The following is a 20,390-nucleotide window of genomic DNA, read 5'->3' on the forward strand; positions in this document are numbered from 1 at the left end:
ATGTGAAGCAAAAAAAGAAGCAGAGCCTCTCTTTCAAAGAGAAGCTCTGCTGTTTGTATTGTGACTTTGATTAGTATTCACGAGATACTCTACATAGTCTACTTCTCGTAAGGTAAAAAACATTATTGTTCACATTCCAACTGTTTGGCGGAATCTCTATACACAGTTAACGTGCATCATTAGTAACTAGCGCTTCTTGGAATGTATTAATTTCATCAGAAAATAAGTCATAGTAAAGCCCTCGACTTTTAATTAGTTCTTGGTGGGTTCCTTCTTCTACAATCTGGCCCTTGTCCAGAACTAAAATTTTACCTGCATATAAAACAGAGGTATAGCGATGAGAAATGTAGAGGCATAGTCTATCATTTACAAATTTTTGAAATTGGCGAAATACTTGTTTTTCTGATTCTGGATCAAGAAATGAACTGGGCTCATCTAATACATAAACGTCAGCATCTTTGAAGAGCGCTCTGGATATCGCCATTTTTTGCCATTGACCTCCTGAAAGCTGTATACCTCCTTCAAAGTTTCTTCCTAGCTGTTGTTCTAATTGATTAGGCAAATCTCGTATTACCTTATCTACTCCAGTATGTTGTGCCGATTCCCATATCCTGGTATCAAGTTCAAGATGTCCTATACTGCCAAAGCCTATATTTTCTCTTACTGAAAAATCGAATTGAACAAAATCTTGAAATATAACGCCTATTCTGTCGTAAAGCGTTTCTTTGTTATAATTCCGAATCGAGATAGAATTGATTAAAATATCTCCTTTAAAATCTTCATATAATCCCGTTAAAAGCTTTATTACTGTTGTCTTTCCTGATCCGTTTCTGCCCACTAGAGCAAGGGATTCTCCACGCTTCATTTTAAAGCTTACATCTTTGAGAGCTAATTCTTTTTGATCTGGGTAGGCAAATGAAACTTTTTTAAATTCTATGCATTCTATTGTTGCATTAGCTCGTACACCTGATTCTCTTAGTAGCATACCAGAATTCTCTTGTTTATGATTTATGTTAAAAAAAGCGAATAATTCATCTAGATACAGATTATGATCACACAATGAAATCAACCCTTGAGATACCGTATTTATATTTTGATTAGTTAATAATACTGCTTGAACTAATGCATAAATACTGCCAACAAGTAATTTTTCTTGCCATGATATTTGTATGATCATTATCAAAGCAATGGCTATAAATAATGTACTTATTACTTGAAAAGACAAATATAAATAGATACGTTTTTTTGCTAAATACTTATCCTCTTTATAGAAAATATCAAAAATGCTCTTATATTTTGCTGTAAAGTAATCACTAAGTTGATACAATACGATTTCTTTAAAAGACTTTTCATTAGTTAACAAGTAATTTATATACCTGGATTTGCGTTGTAAAGGAGCCCGTTTCTTCTTGGCTATATATTGGATTTGTGTGAACCTCAGTAAAGAATAAAATGATGCTAGGGGGGGAACGATGAGAATGAGTAAAATCCACCATCTGAACGCTATTAAAATGGCAATGCTAGAGCATAACGTGACCATGGAACTTAAGAAATTAATGAGTTCTTTATAGATCTGGATAGGCCTATCTATCGAGTCGTTCTGTACTCTTTTGAGTTGATTATGTACTTGCGGATTTTCAAAATCCGCAAGATTAAATGTTGATGTTTGTAATACTATTAATGTTTGCAATTGATTTATCAGAGCGATCTGGAATAGTTTATCAGAATACTCAATTAAACTTGAAATGAGCAGACCACAAAACATCACGAGAATTAAGGGGAACACTGCGCTTATTTGAAGCGTATGCGATAATGATTTGGTCTCAATTTCAGAAACCAGATACTGTATGGAAAGAAGGTTGGCAATCGGGAGTATTCCTTTTAGAAGATAACCAATAATGATGATAATAAAATAGGTAGGTTCTGTACTCCATAATAATTTAGATAACTTCGGCCAATATTGGAATGAATGAAATATAGCTCTTGTATTCAAATGGTCTGCCTCACGTTCCATGCATTCCATCCCTTTCTTTTATATCTACTATATATCGGTTCTTCACGAATTCTCGCTATTTTAGCTCTCAGTCGCCCTGAAGTGTATAGACATGCGCGGGATTTCTTCTGCGAACTTCCAGAACAATGTCACTTTTGATGTGCCTAAAAGCTTCAACTTGCTCATTGGACAAGTGGGGTGATTGCGGCAAAATGTAATCAATCCACTTACTGGCCCAATCCATCCCGAAATTGAACTCTAAAAGCTTATTTGAATAAATATTAATTTGAAGTTTATTATGATTTTGCACTATTATTTCCGGTTCGAGCGATGACATGGAGTGCATTCGGGTGATTTCCAAGGTATAGCGAACCGGGTGTGTCTCCTTTTTCTTAGCCACTTGATACAGTGTTTCAAAGAGGGTGGCAAATTGCTTCGCCTGATACGAACTAATCCCCTTATACTCTACTTGTGTTTGTCCCACAGTTATTTTTTGAAACGATGATGTCTGTACATTCTCATTAAATAGCCCCTCATATCCCCACACGCCAATCAGCAGGCTACAGGCAAGGACAGTACTGATCCAAGGGATTATAGACTTTTTGCCGCCTCCGCGCCGACTGGATAACAATGTGCCTAATCCGTAAAATAATAAACTACAGCCTAAGAGTCCAAAGAGATTTCGCCAGTTGATCATATAGGGGTTGAATATATTCACTACAGGAGATATGTAACGAAACTTTTCATTAAAAGACCAGGAAACTAAACCTATAGGAAGGTAAAAAGCAAGGAGAAAGGTGAAGGCCAACCCATAATGCTTTACTACCTGCCCCAACAGGAGACCCAACATCGACGAAAAAACACTAGAAAAAAATACAATGATAACCAAATTCCATAATGATACATCAGCGAATGATTTCCATAAAAGTCCTACCATCATGAGCAAGAGAGGAAATGAAAGAATTAAAGAAACATAAAGCTGGTAAGTGATTAGACGGTAATTAGGAAAGACAGAAATATATATATACGGCTCTGTATGATTACGATTATGTATACTCGCAATCTGTAAAGAAAAAAAAGCTACAAATAACAAGTTAACACTATAAGTTATTGCAATACCTTCATTCATTATTAAATTGAATAAAATAACCACACTAAAGGAAACGAGCAAGGTTACTGCTTGTTCTCTTCGGAGTAAAAGCTGTAGCCAGAAACGAACTATAATTCCATTCATTCTTGTACCCTCGCCATCCATAGATGATTACTGACTTTCATCAATACCCACATAAGCAAAAATAGAAATATTCGCCCGAAAGCAAACGACCATGTGAAAAAGTTAGAAGTAATCCAATCCGGATTAAACCAGATGGATATGTAGGGCAAATTAATAGTAATACTGGTTAAAAGGTAGACGAGCATTACAATGTTCACATACAGTTGTTTACGTAAGAGCAAGTTCAATATGACGGTAACTTGAACAGAATATCCCATAGTTGCTACACCCGCTACTGTTAGAGGAAGCAGTGTCAAGAATGGAGCCTTACCATGAGTCGTCCATTGAACTACACAAATCATAGCTAAAGCGACAAACTGAAATAAGCAAACCACTCCCCATAATACACAACTCTTACAATAAAAATATTGAGCTCCTGTATGCAATTTAGGCATAATAACAGAAGAGATCATTTTTTGCTTTTCGTCATCATAAAGAACAGAATACATTAACGGCATTAGTAATATGGTAAAGAACATTTGTCCATGATGCAAAAATATCCATAACTCGTTATTCTTATTCCCTGCTCCTAGATATAGAAATAAAGGAATTAAAAAACAAGAGAACGTTAGTGCTATAAAAAACACTACACTTTTCTTCATAAGCAAAACTTCAAATTGAACTAGGGCTCTGATTACTTGTCCCATTCTGCTAACTCTCCTCCGGATCGGAAATGTACAGATACGCATCCTCAAGATTAGCCGTTTCGGGTGTGACTTCTGTACAACAATCTGGAGGGTGGTTACACAATAATCGAGCCTGAATTCTTCCTTCCTTCCGCACAATGGAGATGATTCGAGCTTGTTGGCTTAATTGTTCCAATTGACGCTTGCCAACATCAACCAACCATACTTTACCCTCGACAGTTCGAATCATATCGTCTATAGCCCCTTGATACAGACAACGGCCTTCTTTTAAAACGAGTAGTTTGTCACATGTGCTTGAAACGTCAGGAACAATATGAGTAGATAACAATATAATCCGGTCTTCTCCATAATTCTGAAGCAAATTTCGAAAAGCAATTCGTTCTTTGGGATCCAGTCCAACCGTAGGCTCATCAACAATTAACAACTTAGGCTGTCCTAACATAGCTTGGGCAATTCCTAAGCGCTGTTTCATTCCCCCAGACAGCTGTTTTATTTTTTTATGAACTTGATCGATAAGTCCCACCTCAATTAATCGCTGTGATGTCTCCTCTTGAATATGACGCTTACCTTGAATACCTTTTAAAGCCGCCAAATAGTTCATAGATTCCAAAATGGTTACATTTGAAAAAAAATCAAAATGCTGCGGCAAGTAACCCAGTAAAGAACGAATAGCATCCGGTTCTTTTTTCAAAGAATGTCCGAATATTTCAACTTCCCCTCGGTCGAATCTAAGTAAAGTGGCAAGAATTTTCATTAAAGTGGTCTTACCCGCCCCATTGTCTCCGAGCAGCCCGAATATACCATTATCAATGTGAAAATGAAGCTCGTTGAGTACTTGGTGAGAACCATATGACTTACTTAAAGCTCGAATATCAATTGTCAAATGACACATCCTCCAATAGTTGTTCTTGCTACCGCTTAGCAGAGAACAGGTTTTTCTTGTCTTCTTTAGTTAATCGTAAATACAATTTCATACAATCCATTATTGCACTGCGAGTAAAATTACAATATCTATCCACTGGCTCATTAATCGAACCACTAAGCACCATATTCTCTTGAGGACAACCTCCACCACATAGATTCTTAGCCCAACATTCTCCGCATACAGTTCTCTTTTCTAAACGCATCTCGCTAAGCATGCCACTCTTCTTTCTTACATTCACCCCTTCTCTTACATTCCCTAAAGAATAATTCTTTTCATTAACAAATCGTTGACAAGGATAAAGATTACCATGCACATCAACGGCAAGCATATGCGAGACCGCCCCACAAAAATAATCTCGCTTAGAAGAAGAATGAATCATCTTCAAGTATTTTAGAATGTTCGATATTTGACGTGCTTCCCCATATTTTTTAGCCTGAAGCAAAGATTCAAAATGAACAACCAATTTGGTGAATTCTTGTGCATACTTCTCAAAGTCTTCCTCACTAAGCATTTCGACTGCAGGATACATCGCAACATGGCGAATACCAATCCCCATTAAATGTGTAAGTGTATGTGTTATATCCAATTGTACTGGTGAAATCGTAGCTCTTGCTGTTATGACACCTTTTTTTCTTAAACTTTCTGTTCTGTTTAAAATGATTTCATAGGTTCCTTTTCTGTTCTGATAATATCGATTGAAATCGTGCGTCATTTGATCACCATCTAGACTTATCTGAATAGAAACATGATGATCTAATAAGAAATTTTCAATTTCTTTGGAAATCAAGGTACCGTTCGTTGTCATACTATATGTAACACGTTTATTTGATTCTTTTTGTTTTAGCTTAGTGTAGGCTACAACTTCTCTAATAACTTCAATGTTCAGAAGTGGCTCCCCTCCAAAAAAGCAAATATTCAGTTCTTCTTCTTCGCCAGAATGATCAAACAGATAATCAACTGCTTTTAATGCTGTCTCCGTGTCCATTCGTCCTCGATCATTATATTCTCCGTCTCCTCCATAACAGTAAGAGCATCTTAGATTACACTCTTGAACCAGCATAAGAATTATAGATGATAGACTTACTTGCTCATCATTGCAACTTTTACATTCCTTTTGAATAGACGAATCTTTATTATGATATATAACCGATGCTTCTTCTAGACTGGCTAATAACCTATCTACCTCTGCTCTACTGGAACGATGCTTAAGTAATTCAAATATTTCCTCAATTTCTTTACCTTCGCTATTACATATATCTACTACGACATCATCAATCTGAAAAAGCCCATTTGTTTTTATATTGTATAAGTATAAATTTTTATTTTCTTCTATGATTTTGACGGGATTTATTTCAAATGGAACACTAATCACCATTAATCATCCTCTCAAAGTTACAAAATAGGAGGAAGTCCAAGAAAATTAGTTCCCAGACCTCCTAATTGACTGACCCGTGTTTGAAAGCCCTATCGTTGCGAGTTTTACTTCAATTAATCGCTATCATTATTAGTACACCAATGACCACTTTCTTTGCTACAAAACCAATCGGTAGCATCACAACCTACACAACGATCACGTGTATCACAAAAAACACACGTCATAGGAGAAACACTTCCTTCAGCTGCTTGGTTAACAGGATCGAACAATTTTATTCACCTCATTTTTTATATATTTTTCATTTCTTTTCCAATATAATCAGTTTTCCATTGCACTTCTATACTTTTTTTGAAATATTTATGTAAAATTTGTTAACGCACTATTAGGCAAAATCCTGATGCAGCCGCCTGTGCCATTTCTTGCTGCCAAATATAATATTTCCATTACAGCTACAACGACTTGAATATACAGATTAAAAAGAAAAATTCGAACATTATGATGCTAGACTAAAAAGTGGACACCGAGATACGAGAATGCAAGAATAAAATCAAACTCATTTGAAGTGGCCAATGAGCAAAAAATATGATAAAGCGTTCAAATTCAAACCATTCAAATGATTCAAGAAGAAGCATTTTCTGGAACTGCTGAAGCTGGATGAGCAAGCCGTATCCTTCGAACAAGGAGGACTCGCCGACTGGCTATTGTTTCTCAAAGGCGCAGATCCATCCAAATGGGAGGTTTTGAAAATGAACGAGCCAGGACTGGAAAAAGCCATGGACACACTGCAATTCTTAGTCAGGATTCAGAAGCAAGGCGTTAAATCTATTCAAATATGAGGATTTCTACGTAGGGTGCCATTATAGTGGTACTCTTTTTATATGCTAGCACAAAAAAAACGGCGGAGCTCCCTTGGTTTAAAACCAGGAAACTCCGCCTTTACTATGTGCAACCTATAATCCACCACTACATTACTACTTAATACCCGAAATTGTATAATTCTCGATAATATACTTTTGAAAAACAATGAAGATAATCATAATCGGCAAGACCATAAAAGTTGAGCCTGCCATCTGGAGCGCGAATTGACTCTCGTTCTGTCCCTTGAGCAGTGACAGACCAACGGACAAGGTGTACAGCTTCTCATCGTTCGCAATAATGAGCGGCCACAAGAAGCTGTTCCATCCGCCGATGAAGGTCAGGATGGCCTGTACCGCGATAATTGGCGTCGAAATGGGCAGCACGATTTGTAAAAAGGTGCGGAACTCGCCTGCTCCGTCCAGACGCGTCGCCTCCAGCAATTCTTCGGGAATATCCGACATGAACTGCCGGAACAGGAAGATGGCGAATGCTCCTACCAAACCAGGAAGGACGATCCCCATCATGGTATTGGTCAACCCCATCTGGTTCAGAATCAAATACACCGGAATCATCGTTACCTGCCCTGGAATCATCATCGTGGCCAGCACCAGATAGAATAGAAAACCTCTGCCCTTAAATTTGAATTTGGCAAACCCGTAGCCTGCCATGGCGTTGAGGAATAATCCGAAAAAGGAAGCTAATACAATCACCAGCGTATTGGTCAAATAAGTGCCAAAAGCCATGCTATCAAATAGTATTTTGAAATTTTCCAATGTGAAATGCTCTGGCCAGATGGTCGGAGGAATTTTGGTTACCTCGCCCTCAGTTTTAAAGGAGGATAAAATCATCCACGCAAAAGGCAGCACCATCAACAGACCTCCCACGGTCAGGAGAATCGCCACGAACCATTGAAATGTTTTTTCACCACTGCGCGAATTGGCGCGGGCTTGCTGAACAGCTGTTTTCACGTTCATCACCTCTCTCTATCAGGACTCCGCTTTATTTTGCAAACGGAACTGAATCAGCGTTACCGCGATGATCGCGAAGAACAGAATGAATGATCCCGCCGCGGCATAACCGAATTTACTAAATTGGAAGCCGTTATTGTAAATGAACAGGGAGGCCGTCAGCGTGCCGTCAAGCGGTTTCCCTTTGGTCATGACAAAAGGTTCCTCGAAAAATTGCAGCCAGCCAATCATCGTCGTGATGGACACGAAGAAAATAGCGTAACGGAGCTGCGGAAGGGTAATATAACGAATTTGCTGCCATGTGCTGGCTCCGTCAAGCTGAGCCGCTTCATAGTAAGAGCCCGGAATCCCTTTAATGGCCGCAATAAAAATAATCATATTCAAGCCGATGCCCCGCCAAACTGCCAACACAATCAGCGAAATTTTCGCCACTGTCGGATCGGTCAGCCATGGAACGGGGCCTAAATTGATCAGACCAAGTACATAGTTGAATAATCCGAGCGTCGGATTATACAGATAGCTCCAAACGACCGCGACCGCAACCACATTCGTTACGGACGGCAGATAGAACACGACGCGGAATATTTTGAAAGCACGTGATTTTCCCATATTAATCAGGATCGCAATACTGAGGGAAAATATCAGCACCAACGGAACACCGATAATGACGAAGAACAGGGTATTACCCATAGACTTTAAAAAAGAAGGGTCTAGTAGTACATTCTTATAATTTTCCAGCCCTATAAAGCGAATACTATCATAATTAACGAGTCCTGACAGATCCATATCCGTGAAGCTGATCACGAGCGCCAGTAAAATCGGCAACAGCGAAAACAGCGCAAGTAGGATGATGGAGGGACCGATAAACAAGTATGGCGCAAGCTTCTGCGAGCTTCCTTTCATGCCTTCACTCCCTTTGACAATGACGGATACGGATCATTATTTTTTCATAATACTTGCAGCTTGCTGATTAAAGTCATCCATTTCCTTCTGGACGTCGGCTTGACCACGGTAAATGCGTTCGAAGCTCTTGATGAATTGCTGAGAAACCTCTTCCCATGCTGCCAGCTGCGGTAATGCCGCGGAATGATCAAGCTGTTTACGAATCGTTTGCAGCATCGGATCACTCTTCAGCTTGGCATCGTCCCATGACTTGGTAGCAGCAGGCAGGGTACTGGACAGCTCCATCCATTTCAGCTGCGTTTCCGGTTTACTCATGAAAGCCAGGAATTTGGCCGATTCCTCTGGGTGCTTGCTAAACTGCATAATCGAAAGGTTCGACCCGCCCAAAACAGACAGGTTGTTCACTTTGCCCGGCAGTTCGGCTACATTCCATTTGCCTTCCAGTTCCGGTGCTTTGCTCTTGATTTCTCTAATCATAAAAGGACCGCTGATAAACATCGGAACGATACCATCACCTTGCAATCCCTGAACGGAATCTATCCCAAGATCGAGGGCATTGGAGCCGTTTTGGAAAAAGGTGTTCAAATACTTCACAGCCTCTACAAACGGCGGCTGGTTGAACAGCGGATTGCCCTGCTCATCAATCAGCTTGGAGCCATTCTGAAGTGCGAACATAAAGCCCAGAGACTGCTCTTTCGCATTAATGGCAATACCGTATTTTCCCTTGCCACGCGCTGCCAGCTTTTGCGCAGCGTCAGAGAGCTCTTCCCACGTTTTAGGTGCTTCATTATATCCGACTTGTTTCAATAGATCTGAACGGTAGAACAAAATTTTCGTTTCCGTATACCAAGGAACACCTACAGGTTTTCCTTCAAATTTTGTCGTATCCACAGCACCCGGAAAGAAATTTTTCGATTCCAGCTCAGGATATTTGCTGATATAGGGGGTGATGTCCGTCAATGCACCCGCAGACGCAAGCTCAGGAACCCATGATGTGCCCAACTGGACCACATCCGGACCGGATTTGGAAGCAACTGCCGTCAGCAGCTTATCGTGAGCGTTATCCCAAGGCAGTGCCTGCACCTCTACATGAATATCGGGATTTTCTTTTTCAAAATCCTTTACAATCTCAGGCAGTAGCTTTCCTTCTGCCCCCATACCCCATAGGGTGATGGTTGTTTTTCCGTTCGCGTCCTTGCCAGATGACTCATCCTTGGAAGAACAGCCAGCCAGTGCGCCCCCCAGTAATAAGGTGCTTGCCAAAATGATCCCCAACGTTCTTTTCATCATACGAATTCCTCCCGTGATGACCGGTTTACCGATCACGCAATATGATAACGGATTAAATAGAAGTAAATACATGCAGTGGTTACATCATACCTTTATAGCAATAATATTCCAAAATCTAAGGACCATACTCATCAATAGAAACGTTTCGATAGTCATTATAGAACAAATTGAAACCGTATTCAATAGGAATATTATTCTTTATTCAGCCAAAATCGCACCTTTATTTCATTTGTTTCATCTTAAATACGTTACTCCCCTCGTAAAATAACCTCCAACATGGATTTGACTCTCGAATTGAAAGCGTATATAATCCAACTGAGTTCAATAATAGAAACGTTTCGATTAATAATACAACCGAATATTATGCATCTATACTAAGCTATTAGCCTATTCAGCACTTTTATGAAACCATTTTCGCCAAAAAATCTCATGAATCTGAAAAAGAAAGCTGTCTACCAATGCAGCTTACGGAGGATTATGATGGAACAACAGCTAAATTCCTATTTGCAAAGCATGACGCTTGAAGAAAAGGTCGACCAGCTGCTTCAGCTTGTGGGCGCCTTTTTTGAAGATGCTGGGACAGAAGGCCAAATTACCGGGCCTATGGCTTCTCTTGGTATCACCGAGGAAACCGTCCACAACGTCGGTTCCGTGCTTGGCCTCGCAGGAGCCAAGGAAGTGATTCGTGTTCAGCAGGCCCATTTGAGTAAGAACCGGCTGGGCATTCCGCTTCTAATTATGGCAGACATTGTACACGGCTTCAAAACGATTTTTCCGATACCGCTTGCTATGGGTTGCTCATGGGATATGCGACTTGCGGAAGAGAGCGCTACCATTGCTGCGAGAGAGGCAGCTGTGTCGGGGATACATGTTACTTTTGCACCGATGGTCGATTTGGTACGTGACCCGCGCTGGGGTCGTGTCATGGAATCTACAGGAGAAGATCCATACCTTAACAGCGAATTTGCCCGCGCGTTTGTGCGTGGCTTCCAAGGCAAAGATCTGACGAACGATACAGACCGAGTGGCCGCGTGTGTCAAGCATTTTGCCGCATATGGGGCAGGTGAAGGCGGACGGGATTACAATACCGTCGATCTATCCGCATGGCAGCTGCGAGAGTATTATCTCCCCTCCTACAAAGCCGCGCTGGATGAAGGCTGCGAAATGGTGATGACATCCTTCAATACTGTAGAGGGCGTAGCCGCAACGGGCAATAAACGCCTGATGCGCGATTTGCTCCGCGACGAATGGGGCTTTGATGGTGTACTCATCTCGGATTGGGCTGCCATCAAGGAGCTTATCCCCCACGGCATCGCCGAGGATGAGCGCGAGGCAGCACAGAAAGCATTGCTGGCAGGCGTGGATATCGAAATGATGACCTCCTGCTACAACGGGCATCTGCCTGAGCTGGTTCGCAGCGGACAGCTGGACGAAGCACTCGTCGATGAAGCGGTGATGCGCGTGTTGAAGCTCAAGCACAAGCTGGGCTTGTTCGACAATCCGCTGCGCGGCGCGGACCCTGAGCGGGAACGTGAGGTTGTGTTCTGCGATGCTCACCGAGCGGTTGCCAAGGAATTAGCGATCAAATCGTGTGTACTGCTCAAAAATAATTCCGTTCTTCCATTGAAGCGCAGTCAGCATATTGCGTTGATCGGACCGTTTGCACAGAGCGGTGATATCCTTGGCTCTTGGTCTTGGAGCGGCTCGCAGGACGAAGCGATTCGTGTCGTTGACGGATTCCAATCGAAAATAGCTTCCTCGCTGCTCACAGTAGCGACAGGCTGCTCTATAGAAGACATGACTGAGGAGCAATATGCAGAAGCTCTGCAAGCCGCCAGTCAAGCAGAGGTTATCGTGCTGGCGCTTGGTGAGCGCTCGGATATGAGTGGTGAAGCAGGCAGTCGTTCGAATATTCGCCTGCCACAAGCCCAGCTGGAGCTGGTAAAGCGTCTGAAAACGCTGAATAAGCCTATGGTAGCCGTCCTTTTCAATGGTCGCCCATTGGACCTGCACGGTGTTATTGAAGAAGCAGACGCCATACTGGAGGCCTGGTTCCCCGGTGGCGAAGGCGGCGCAGCTATTGCCGATTTGCTGTACGGCGATGCAGAGCCTACGGGCCGTCTGACGATGTCCTTCCCGCAATCGGTCGGACAAGTGCCTGTATATTACAATCACTTTAATACAGGACGTCCACAGTTAGATCCGAATACAAAGGAACGCTACGTGTCCCAATACCTGGACGTACCGAACGAACCTTTATTCCCGTTTGGCTATGGCCTGAGCTACACCGAAGTAGCCTATGACAGCGTACAGCTTTCCGGCGAGACCCTTGTACCCGGTCAGGAGCTGACGGTTAAGGTGCGGGTAACAAACACAGGGACTCGTCCAGTCGAAGAAACCGTTCAGTTCTATGTCCGTGACATCAGCGGAGATACGGTTCGCCCGATGAAGGAACTAAAAGATTTCCGCAAAGTCCTGCTTGCGCCAGGCGAAAGCCGGGAAGTGGAATTTGTATTGACCGAGTCTCAATTGCGCTATCATCATGCAGACCTGAGCTTTAGCAGTGATAGCGGTGAATTTGCCGTCTTTACAGGACCTAACAGCCGAGATACTACCGAAGGACGATTTCGGTTAGTCAAAGAAACAGGAAAGTGAGGTGCTTCCCTTTGATGAATACAAGTCTGGATCAAAATATTCTGCTGCGGGCAGGCGACCTGTCCTTTACCTTCTTAAGCAGTGGAGATGTGTACAAAATCGCTCACGGCTCAACCATGATCAATCAGCTGCTGACCAATTCGGTCGACGGTTCCCTGAACAATCTGTACTTGAGACTGTACCGTCCGTCCGGTGTGACTATCACTCCCCTACTTGGAGTTCGTTCACCCGGAGTAATCCGCCAGACGGATCGGCAAATTATTTGGGAAGGTTTCACCGCTGGTGTAGGCTATCAGGTGGCTTTCACACTAAGCAGTCTTGGAGTATGGTTCTGGGATGTAATCCTACAGGGCGATGATGTTGAAGCAGATATCGTGTACGGTCAGGATGTCGGGATTGCGGATACCGCTGCTGTACGCAGTAATGAAGCTTATTTATCTCAATATATTGACCATACCGTCTACCATGACGAACAAAGAGGCTACACGGTTTGCTCGCGTCAAAATCAGCCGCAAAGTCAGGCATTCCCTTACATCCAGCAAGGCTCGCTAACCCGCACCGTCGGCTACTCGACGGATGGATTTCAGTTCTTTGGACTTTCGTACAAGGAAACGAATGAGCCGGAAGCCCTTCGCCACGACTCGCTCGCCAATGAAGTGTACCAATACGAATTCGCCTATACAGCATTGCAATCCGAGCGGGTGAAGCTTGCCGGGGAAGCACGCTTTACCTTTTACGGTCTGTTCCAGCCGAATCATCCCACGGCGGTGACGAAGCCGGAGTATCAGGAGCTGGTGACAAAAGCACGCGAAGAAGTCGCTGCCATTCTGGCTACCGCTTCCGACGCCACCATTCCGGTACGTGCCGCGAGTGGTGTACAGGCTGGGCGTGTAGCTCCAGCCCAAGTCATCGGTGAGCCGCTCTACACACTGGACATGACCGATGCCGAAGTGGAACAGCTTTTCCCGAAACGGCAGGAAGAAGAACGAGATGGCGATGCACTACTTTCCTTTTTCACGGACAGCTATGAGCATGTCGTACTCAAATCCAAAGAGCTTCGTGTAGAACGTCCTCACGGGCATATTTTAATGGGTTGCCATTACACGGGAGGCAAGGAAGAAACCATTACCACCACCTCCTATATGTATGGAGTGTTCAATTCCCAGCTCGTTATCGGGAACACAAATTTCAACAAAATGATCACAAACGTGCGTAATGCGCTTAACATTCCCAAAACATCCGGACAGCGTATCTATGTCGGAATCGAAGGGAAATACCGTCTGCTCACGATGCCTTCCCTGTTCGAAATCGGCTTTAACTATGTACGTTGGTATTACAAGACCACTGACGATACGCTCATCATTACAAACCATACGAACGCCGATACGCCGGAAGTACGGCTGCACATGCGCTCTGCAAGCGGCAAAGCCTATCCGTTCCTCGTGACTCAGCAGCTATCCATGCATGTGAACGAATATGAGCTTCCATTTCATATGAAACGCGAAGGTGACGCCCTGCTCTTCCGGGCAGATTCCGCTTCACTGAGCGCCGAAGCCTATCCGGACCTGCTGTACCGTATGCAGGTAGAAGGTGCTCGGCTACAGCAAGTGAGCGACGCTCGCGCACTGCTGCAGGGTGCTGTCTGCCCCGATCCATCTCTGGTCGTACTGGAGCTGGGCGACAGCAGCGAATGGACCTGCACCGTGCAGGGCTGGCTGCATGGCCGCTCAGTCGGGAAAGACCAGGCGCGCAGGGAGCGCCACGAGTCCTTTGAGGACGAGCGCGAGCGCTATAGGCAATACTTTGCCGAGCTTATGAACGGCTTCCATCTGACACAGGGCGGTCAGGAAACCAGCGAGCTATTCCGTGTGAATGCGGTGGCCTGGTGGTATACCCACAATATGCTCGTCCACTATTCCGTGCCTCATGGTCTGGAGCAATATGGCGGTGCAGCATGGGGAACGCGAGACGTATGTCAGGGACCGGTGGAATATTTCTCTGCCGTACAAAAGTATGATGAGGTCCGTTCCATTCTGTTGACTGTATTTAGCCATCAGTACGAGGATAGCGGTAACTGGCCGCAATGGTTTATGTTCGACAACTATACTCGCGTACAGCAGGAAGAAAGCCACGGCGATATTATCGTCTGGCCGCTCAAGGTACTCGGTGATTATTTGACCGCGACCCGGGATTACAGTATTCTGGGAGAAAATGTACCCTACACCCATCGGCATTCTTTCGATTTTACCAAGCAGACCGCGACCCTCATGGAGCATGCGAAGAAGGAAATCGAGTATATTCGGGCGAATTTCCTTCATGACACGCATCTGTCGGCCTACGGCGACGGCGATTGGGATGACACGCTCCAGCCAGCCAACGCCCAGTTGAAGCAATACATGGCGAGCAGTTGGACGGTTGCCCTCACCTATCAGGTGATTAGCAACTTTGCTGCTGCTTTGGAAGAGGCGCCGGCAGGTGCCATCAACGAAGCAGATACAATTGCCCAGGATCTGCATCAAATGGCCGAAGGTATCCGGAAGGATTTTAACCGCTATATGCTGGAAAGCGGTATCATCCCAGGCTTCGTGTATATGGATGAGCCTGGCCAGCCCAAGCTGATGCTTCATCCGTCCGACACCGAGACGGGCATTCACTACCGCTTGCTGCCGATGACACGCAGCATGATCAGCCAACTGCTCACGCCCGAGCAAGCATTGGCTCACGAACAGCTCATCCGCGAGCAGTTCCTCTGCCCGGATGGCGTGCGCCTGATGAACCGCCCAGCGCAATACGATGGTGGTGTTAGCTCGCATTTCAAGCGCGCAGAGCAAGCGGCCAACTTCGGCCGTGAGGTCGGGCTGCAATATGTGCATGCCCATATCCGCTTCGTGGAGGCGATGGCCAAGCTGGGTCGCAAAGATGACGCCTGGCACAGCCTGAAGCTCATCAATCCGGTAGGCATCCGCACGTCCGTACCGAACGCTGAATGGCGTCAAAGCAATGCCTATTTCAGCAGCTCGGACGGCAAATTCAATACCCGCTATGAGGCACAGGAACGGTTTAGTGAACTGCGTGAAGGAGCTGTACCTGTCAAAGGCGGCTGGAGAATTTACTCCAGCGGTCCGGGAATCTACATGAATCAGCTCATTTCGAATGTTCTGGGTATTCGTCAGTCGGGTGAGGACCTGATTTTGGACCCTGTACTGCCGGACCATCTTGACGGATTGGAATTTAAATTTTCCTTTGCCGGGAAACCGATCACCTTTGTTTACCGCCTGCTGCAAGAGCATCATAACGGTGAGCAAGGCCGTGCAGTATTGAACGGAACGCCACTGGAGAGTGAGCCCGCCGACGATAATCGCTACCGCTCCGGTGCCATACGCATCAAGCGTGACACCTTCGAGCAAGCGCTAGCAGATCATGATGGTGTACACCGTCTGGAGATTATTTTATAAATCAGGCATAGGCAACAAAGCGATGGCGATCTTGCGGGATCGCCCTTTGCTGCTTACCTGCGGGGCTACGATATTTCAAATAGATTTGTGGTTAATAACGAAAAAATAGAGACGGACGAAAAGGAGGTGACGATGTGGTCAGCATTAAAGACATAGCCAAACAGGCGGGCGTTTCCATATCCACCGTTTCATATGCTTTGAATGGCAGCGATAAGGTAACGGAAGAGACTTGCGCACGTATTCTGGCGATTGCCAAAGAGCTTAACTATGTGCCAAATGCCGCCGCACGTAATCTCAAGAAAAGGCAAACCAAAATTATTGGCGTTTTCCTGACTGATTTTCGTGGAGACGTTTATGGAGATTTACTGTATGGCATCAAGGAAATTTTGAACCGTAAAGAATATGACCTCATCGTATGCAGCGGCAAGCAGTCACACCGCATGCTGCCGGAGCGCATGATCGACGGTGCCATCGTGCTGGATCAGACGTTTGATAGTGAGGAACTGCTGAGCTACGCAGAGCGGGGACATAAAATTGTCGTACTAGACCGTGAGCTGAGTCACCCTAACATTAATCAGGTGCTGCTGGATAACAAAGCAGGTGCCGCACTCGCTGTAGAGCATCTATTAGAATTGGGACACCGCAAGCTGTATGTTGTCACTGGACCAGACGGTTCTTACGATTCATGGCAACGGATGCAGGCGGTCAAGCAAACCATTGAACGGAGCGGCATCGCCGAAATGGTCGAAATTCGTGGCGATTTTGAGAAATCGGGCGGCGAGCAGGCGGCTGAGATGATTTTGCAGCAGCATGTCAGTCCGGATTCGGGACCTGTAGCCGTCTTTTGCCTCAATGATGAAATGGCCGTAGGTTTTTACAATCGAATGGCTCAGTCAGAGCTAACGATCGGCAAGGATATTCATATCGTCGGCTTTGATAATATCGAGCTGACACAATATATTCAGCCCCGCCTGACTACTATTGATTACTCCAAGCGCAAATGGGGCGCTGTGGCTGCCGAGCAGGTTCTCAAAATCATTGCAGGGGAAGACGTGGACCATGAACGTTTGTATGTTACGCTTGTCCAAAGAGAATCCGCAGGTGCAGTATGTATCCCCCAAGATCAGCAGAATATGTAATGAAAAGAACTTCCACAGCCCCAGAATGCGGGTGGGAAGTTCTTTGGGTTATGCTCTCATTTAACCTAACAATTCCTCAATCAAATTCTTCAACGACCGTAAAGGATTGTCTATCGTTTGCCCCGTCTCCAGCTCTACCCGCAATGCAGCATCAACCATAGATAACTGCGCCACAGCCAGCCTTCCGCCTGGATCGACCTCCTTCAGCTCACGCAGTGAACGAACCAGCAATTCCGTATACTCGTCTTTGCGTCCTTGCATGATCAGCTCAAAAGCGTGCTCCACTACTTTGATCTCTATCAATGAGGAAATATCCGGCTTGCCTAACAGATCAGCCTTATGATAAAGACGCTTCATCGTTCCCTTTACGGTAGCCGGATTCGTGAATACTAGGGTCCGTGGCAGCGGATCATCGCATATCTCGTGAAAAAAAGGATCATCCAGCGCGATGATCGGTGTAGGTAGGGTCAGTTGAGCCTGTTCCGCCAAAACGATATAATTCGTGCACGTAATCAAAATAACGTCTACACCGCTTTGAGCTATCCATTCCAGCTGCTCTTCTGCCTTGCGACTGGCATCGGCCGTAGAAAAATGTGGATCCGATGACACCCGGTTCATGAGTCCAGGGTCCACAAAATGCTCCAATTCTACTTCATAAGAAGCAAAAGCCTGTTCCACATAAGCTATGTTCGAGTAATGCGCGTGCAAGCAGCCTACACGTTGCTTAAAGCCTTCCATCGTCCAACCCCCTGTTATCATGTTTGCATCATTTTAACAGGGACAGGCTGGTTGGGAAAGCGTCTCAACCTTGCCATGCTACAAGCGTATGTTTAAAACTTTCCGTTCGTATTTTTCCACTCTGCTTTAGCTGGAACATCCTGAACTACATCCCAATGCTCTGCGACTTTGCCGTTCTCTACACGGAACAGATCATAGACACCAGCCGAGCTTCCGTTTGGCGATTTGATTTCACTCACAACCAGCACGAAGTTGCCTTCTCCAATGACCATATGGACCTGATCATATCCAAAGGAAGCTCCCTGACTTCCCGCTGCGGAGAATGCTTGCTTCAGATTGGATACACCGTCACCAAAAAGAGGATTATGTTGAATGTATTGATCACCATTATAATAGCTTTCCAATGCAGCACGATTCTTGCCAACCAGCACATCATCCACAAATTTGCGGATTAACGTTTTGTTTGTCTCGGTTTGATTGCGATCTGTAATTTGTGTTGTTCCGTCAATCATGGTATGTCCGCTTGGATTAGCTAGGGCGGAGTCCTGAATATTGTCCCAATGCTCAACGATTTTGCCATTGCTATCGAAACGGAAAATATCAAAGACAATGCTTGATTTACCTGCGATGGACTCTTTATAATGAACCGCTACATAGTTGCCATCCTGAAGGACTCTTTGGATTTCAACCTGTGCATTAGCTCCCTTAAGTTGGCTAATCAATTGCAGCAAGCCATCTCTCCCGTTGGGAACGCTCAGATTGTGTTGAATGTACTGATCCTTGCTGATCCAGGTCTCGGCCGCTTTCGTATCTCCGGTTTCAAAGCTTTTCAGGATTTCTACGACCTTATCCTTATTGCTGACCCCGATTTGCACCGTTTGGCTGGCCGGGTCCCAAGTCACTTGCTTGCCCCACGCTTCTTTGACGACATCCACCGGAACATAAGTTACCCCTTGTTTAGTCAAGATGGTCGAGGTGGATAGCGGTACCTTAATCCCGTTGATTTGCGCTTCCGGGCTGCCTGATACCAGCACAACCGTCGCCTGGTCATAACGAATGGTCGTACTTTGACGCGCCGTATTGAACGTAATATGCTTGGCATCCAGCGGAATGCCTAAACTGGAAGCCAATTGTCTCAAGGGAATTAAAACCTGCTTATTTCTCACGATAGGCGCAATTTTATAAACCTCTTTTTTGCCATCTACCCAAACCTGGATACCTGTAGCGGGTTTCACCTCGGCTGCCAAGGCAGGTACAGCAGAAGATAGCACGAGCAGCCCAGCGAGCGCGGCAGTAACCGTATGTTTTTTCATGAATGTAAGCCCCTCTCATCTTGTAAAATAAAATGTAGAAAAAGTAATTTTATGTAACTATTATAGTTACAGCTAGTCACAAAAAGTAACCCTTCCCCGCCTACCTTATCTTTAAACCCCGTTTAAATCTTTTGAAACCTTAATATCCCTCCTTTCAAACTTTTATACGTGCGGTCGTTAAACAGCAAGCCACAACCTTAGAATAAAGGATATGGGGAACAATAACAATGTATGATAACTTGCTGACAAATGAATTTATGATGAAGCTGCGCGAAGCGGGTCCGATCGCCAAGCAAATGTATGCTTGTAAACAGGAGACCCGCTTCTTTACATAGCTATATCGTTATATAGTTATTGCGTTATATCGATAACGTTCTCCGAAACTTGATGAAGCTCCCAATTCGCCAGATTGAGATATATACCAGCGCCATCGTAATCGCCAGCATGCTAATTTCGCTCGTACCCAAACTGCTGAGATACTGGGTCAAAACGACGCGAATCAAAATAATGGCGATAATAATGTATTTAAAATATTGATTCGGCTTGGGATAAATAAGACCGTCATCCCGTCTTTCATACGCCGTATGCAGCAAAATGACATAACCAAACAGAGCCCCTAACAGACCGGCGACCAGCAGCTCCCAAAAGGCGGGAAGCGTATGCGTCTGGCCGGGAATATGCATTAATTGATATACGGATATCATCATAACCGGAAATGCGATAAACAAGGGAAGCAGGATCCGGATTCCGTTTCCTTTTACCGGTCCCCCTCTTCTTTTGGTTCTGAGCCAGATCATCAGCCCCACCAAAACAGCCATCAATACATATATGAATATCGTCGTCATGGTGAAATTCCTT

General features: G+C 44.6%; 14 protein-coding genes and 1 pseudogene. 4 read left to right on the top strand and 11 right to left on the bottom strand.

The genetic code is table 11. The features are described from left to right. Nucleotides 1–166: 166 nt before the first annotated feature. The 5 genes from LCF57_RS08615 to papB all read right to left on the bottom strand — a co-directional run bounded on the left by LCF57_RS08615 (nt 167) and on the right by papB (nt 6,213). Nucleotides 167–2,014 (bottom strand): ABC transporter ATP-binding protein, encoded by a 1,848-nt coding sequence (locus LCF57_RS08615; RefSeq protein WP_226000321.1) that lies wholly within the window; start codon nt 2,012–2,014, stop codon nt 167–169. Between the two features lie 67 nt (nt 2,015–2,081). Then, nucleotides 2,082–3,227: a hypothetical protein gene (locus LCF57_RS08620; RefSeq protein WP_226000322.1), complete on the bottom strand. Its 1,146-nt coding sequence runs from the start codon at nt 3,225–3,227 to the stop codon at nt 2,082–2,084. Further along, nucleotides 3,224–3,913 carry an ABC transporter permease gene (locus tag LCF57_RS08625; protein WP_226000323.1) on the bottom strand — a complete coding sequence of 230 codons (690 nt, stop codon included), beginning with the start codon at nt 3,911–3,913 and terminating at the stop codon, nt 3,224–3,226. Before LCF57_RS08625 ends, LCF57_RS08620 begins: the two co-directional genes overlap by 4 nt. A 4-nt stretch (nt 3,914–3,917) precedes the next feature. After that, on the bottom strand, nt 3,918–4,796 hold the full coding sequence (locus tag LCF57_RS08630; protein WP_226000324.1) for an ABC transporter ATP-binding protein: 879 nt from the start codon (nt 4,794–4,796) through the stop codon (nt 3,918–3,920). A gap of 28 nt (nt 4,797–4,824) precedes the next feature. Next, nucleotides 4,825–6,213 (bottom strand): PapB family radical SAM/SPASM ranthipeptide maturase, encoded by a 1,389-nt coding sequence (gene papB / locus LCF57_RS08635; protein ID WP_226000325.1) that lies wholly within the window; start codon nt 6,211–6,213, stop codon nt 4,825–4,827. A gap of 629 nt (nt 6,214–6,842) precedes the next feature. Between papB and LCF57_RS28135 the strand changes: the two are divergent. Beyond that, a pseudogene (locus tag LCF57_RS28135) lies at nt 6,843–7,030 on the top strand (PD-(D/E)XK nuclease family transposase); the annotation flags it as partial. A 154-nt stretch (nt 7,031–7,184) separates the two neighbouring features. On the opposite strand, the gene LCF57_RS08640 reads toward LCF57_RS28135, so the two are convergent. From LCF57_RS08640 to LCF57_RS08650, 3 genes are read right to left on the bottom strand one after another with little or no spacing between them, the layout of a single operon-like run. Beyond that, the gene (locus LCF57_RS08640; protein ID WP_226000442.1) at nt 7,185–8,039 is read right to left on the bottom strand and encodes a carbohydrate ABC transporter permease; all 855 of its coding nucleotides are present in this window, start codon (nt 8,037–8,039) and stop codon (nt 7,185–7,187) included. 18 nt (nt 8,040–8,057) lie between these two features. Then, the gene (locus LCF57_RS08645; RefSeq protein WP_226000326.1) at nt 8,058–8,942 is read right to left on the bottom strand and encodes a carbohydrate ABC transporter permease; all 885 of its coding nucleotides are present in this window, start codon (nt 8,940–8,942) and stop codon (nt 8,058–8,060) included. Nucleotides 8,943–8,978: 36 nt separating this feature from the next. Then, nucleotides 8,979–10,232 carry an extracellular solute-binding protein gene (locus LCF57_RS08650; protein WP_226000327.1) on the bottom strand — a complete coding sequence of 418 codons (1,254 nt, stop codon included), beginning with the start codon at nt 10,230–10,232 and terminating at the stop codon, nt 8,979–8,981. A 480-nt stretch (nt 10,233–10,712) separates the two neighbouring features. Between LCF57_RS08650 and bglX the strand changes: the two genes are divergently transcribed. The 3 genes from bglX to LCF57_RS08665 all read left to right on the top strand — a co-directional run bounded on the left by bglX (nt 10,713) and on the right by LCF57_RS08665 (nt 17,481). Then, on the top strand, nt 10,713–12,887 hold the full coding sequence (gene bglX / locus LCF57_RS08655) for a beta-glucosidase BglX (RefSeq protein ID WP_226000328.1): 2,175 nt from the start codon (nt 10,713–10,715) through the stop codon (nt 12,885–12,887). Between the two features lie 14 nt (nt 12,888–12,901). After that, nucleotides 12,902–16,342: a GH36-type glycosyl hydrolase domain-containing protein gene (locus tag LCF57_RS08660; RefSeq protein ID WP_226000329.1), complete on the top strand. Its 3,441-nt coding sequence runs from the start codon at nt 12,902–12,904 to the stop codon at nt 16,340–16,342. A 134-nt stretch (nt 16,343–16,476) separates the two neighbouring features. Next, complete coding sequence (locus LCF57_RS08665; protein ID WP_226000330.1) at nt 16,477–17,481, top strand: LacI family DNA-binding transcriptional regulator; 1,005 nt, start codon at nt 16,477–16,479, stop codon at nt 17,479–17,481. A gap of 60 nt (nt 17,482–17,541) precedes the next feature. Here the strand turns inward: LCF57_RS08665 and LCF57_RS08670 are convergent, their stop codons facing one another. The 3 genes from LCF57_RS08670 to LCF57_RS08680 form a co-directional block, all read right to left on the bottom strand. After that, on the bottom strand, nt 17,542–18,219 hold the full coding sequence (locus tag LCF57_RS08670) for a hypothetical protein (protein WP_226000331.1): 678 nt from the start codon (nt 18,217–18,219) through the stop codon (nt 17,542–17,544). A 92-nt stretch (nt 18,220–18,311) separates the two neighbouring features. Beyond that, nucleotides 18,312–19,532, bottom strand: coding sequence for a stalk domain-containing protein (locus LCF57_RS08675; protein WP_226000332.1), 1,221 nt, complete (start codon nt 19,530–19,532; stop codon nt 18,312–18,314). Between the two features lie 359 nt (nt 19,533–19,891). Next, nucleotides 19,892–20,377, bottom strand: a complete 486-nt coding sequence (locus tag LCF57_RS08680; protein ID WP_226000333.1) for a CcdC protein domain-containing protein — start codon at nt 20,375–20,377, stop codon at nt 19,892–19,894. Nucleotides 20,378–20,390 lie beyond the last annotated feature (13 nt).

It is taken from the genome of Paenibacillus sp. BJ-4 (assembly GCF_020404765.1).
Taxonomy (GTDB): Bacteria; Bacillota; Bacilli; order Paenibacillales; family Paenibacillaceae; genus Paenibacillus.

Bases quoted from the DNA above. Each gene is read 5' to 3' on its own strand.
- LCF57_RS08625 (WP_226000323.1), bottom strand. From the start codon at position 3,913: ATGGGACAAGTAATCAGAGCCCTAGTTCAATTTGAAGTTTTGCTTATG.
- LCF57_RS08645 (WP_226000326.1), bottom strand. From the start codon at position 8,942: ATGAAAGGAAGCTCGCAGAAGCTTGCGCCATACTTGTTTATCGGTCCC.
- LCF57_RS08680 (WP_226000333.1), bottom strand. From the start codon at position 20,377: ATGACGACGATATTCATATATGTATTGATGGCTGTTTTGGTGGGGCTG.
- papB (WP_226000325.1), bottom strand. From the start codon at position 6,213: ATGGTGATTAGTGTTCCATTTGAAATAAATCCCGTCAAAATCATAGAA.
- LCF57_RS08675 (WP_226000332.1), bottom strand. From the start codon at position 19,532: ATGAAAAAACATACGGTTACTGCCGCGCTCGCTGGGCTGCTCGTGCTA.
- LCF57_RS08660 (WP_226000329.1), top strand. From the start codon at position 12,902: ATGAATACAAGTCTGGATCAAAATATTCTGCTGCGGGCAGGCGACCTG.
- LCF57_RS08620 (WP_226000322.1), bottom strand. From the start codon at position 3,227: ATGAATGGAATTATAGTTCGTTTCTGGCTACAGCTTTTACTCCGAAGA.
- LCF57_RS08670 (WP_226000331.1), bottom strand. From the start codon at position 18,219: ATGGAAGGCTTTAAGCAACGTGTAGGCTGCTTGCACGCGCATTACTCG.
- LCF57_RS08615 (WP_226000321.1), bottom strand. From the start codon at position 2,014: ATGGAACGTGAGGCAGACCATTTGAATACAAGAGCTATATTTCATTCA.
- LCF57_RS08650 (WP_226000327.1), bottom strand. From the start codon at position 10,232: ATGATGAAAAGAACGTTGGGGATCATTTTGGCAAGCACCTTATTACTG.
- bglX (WP_226000328.1), top strand. From the start codon at position 10,713: ATGGAACAACAGCTAAATTCCTATTTGCAAAGCATGACGCTTGAAGAA.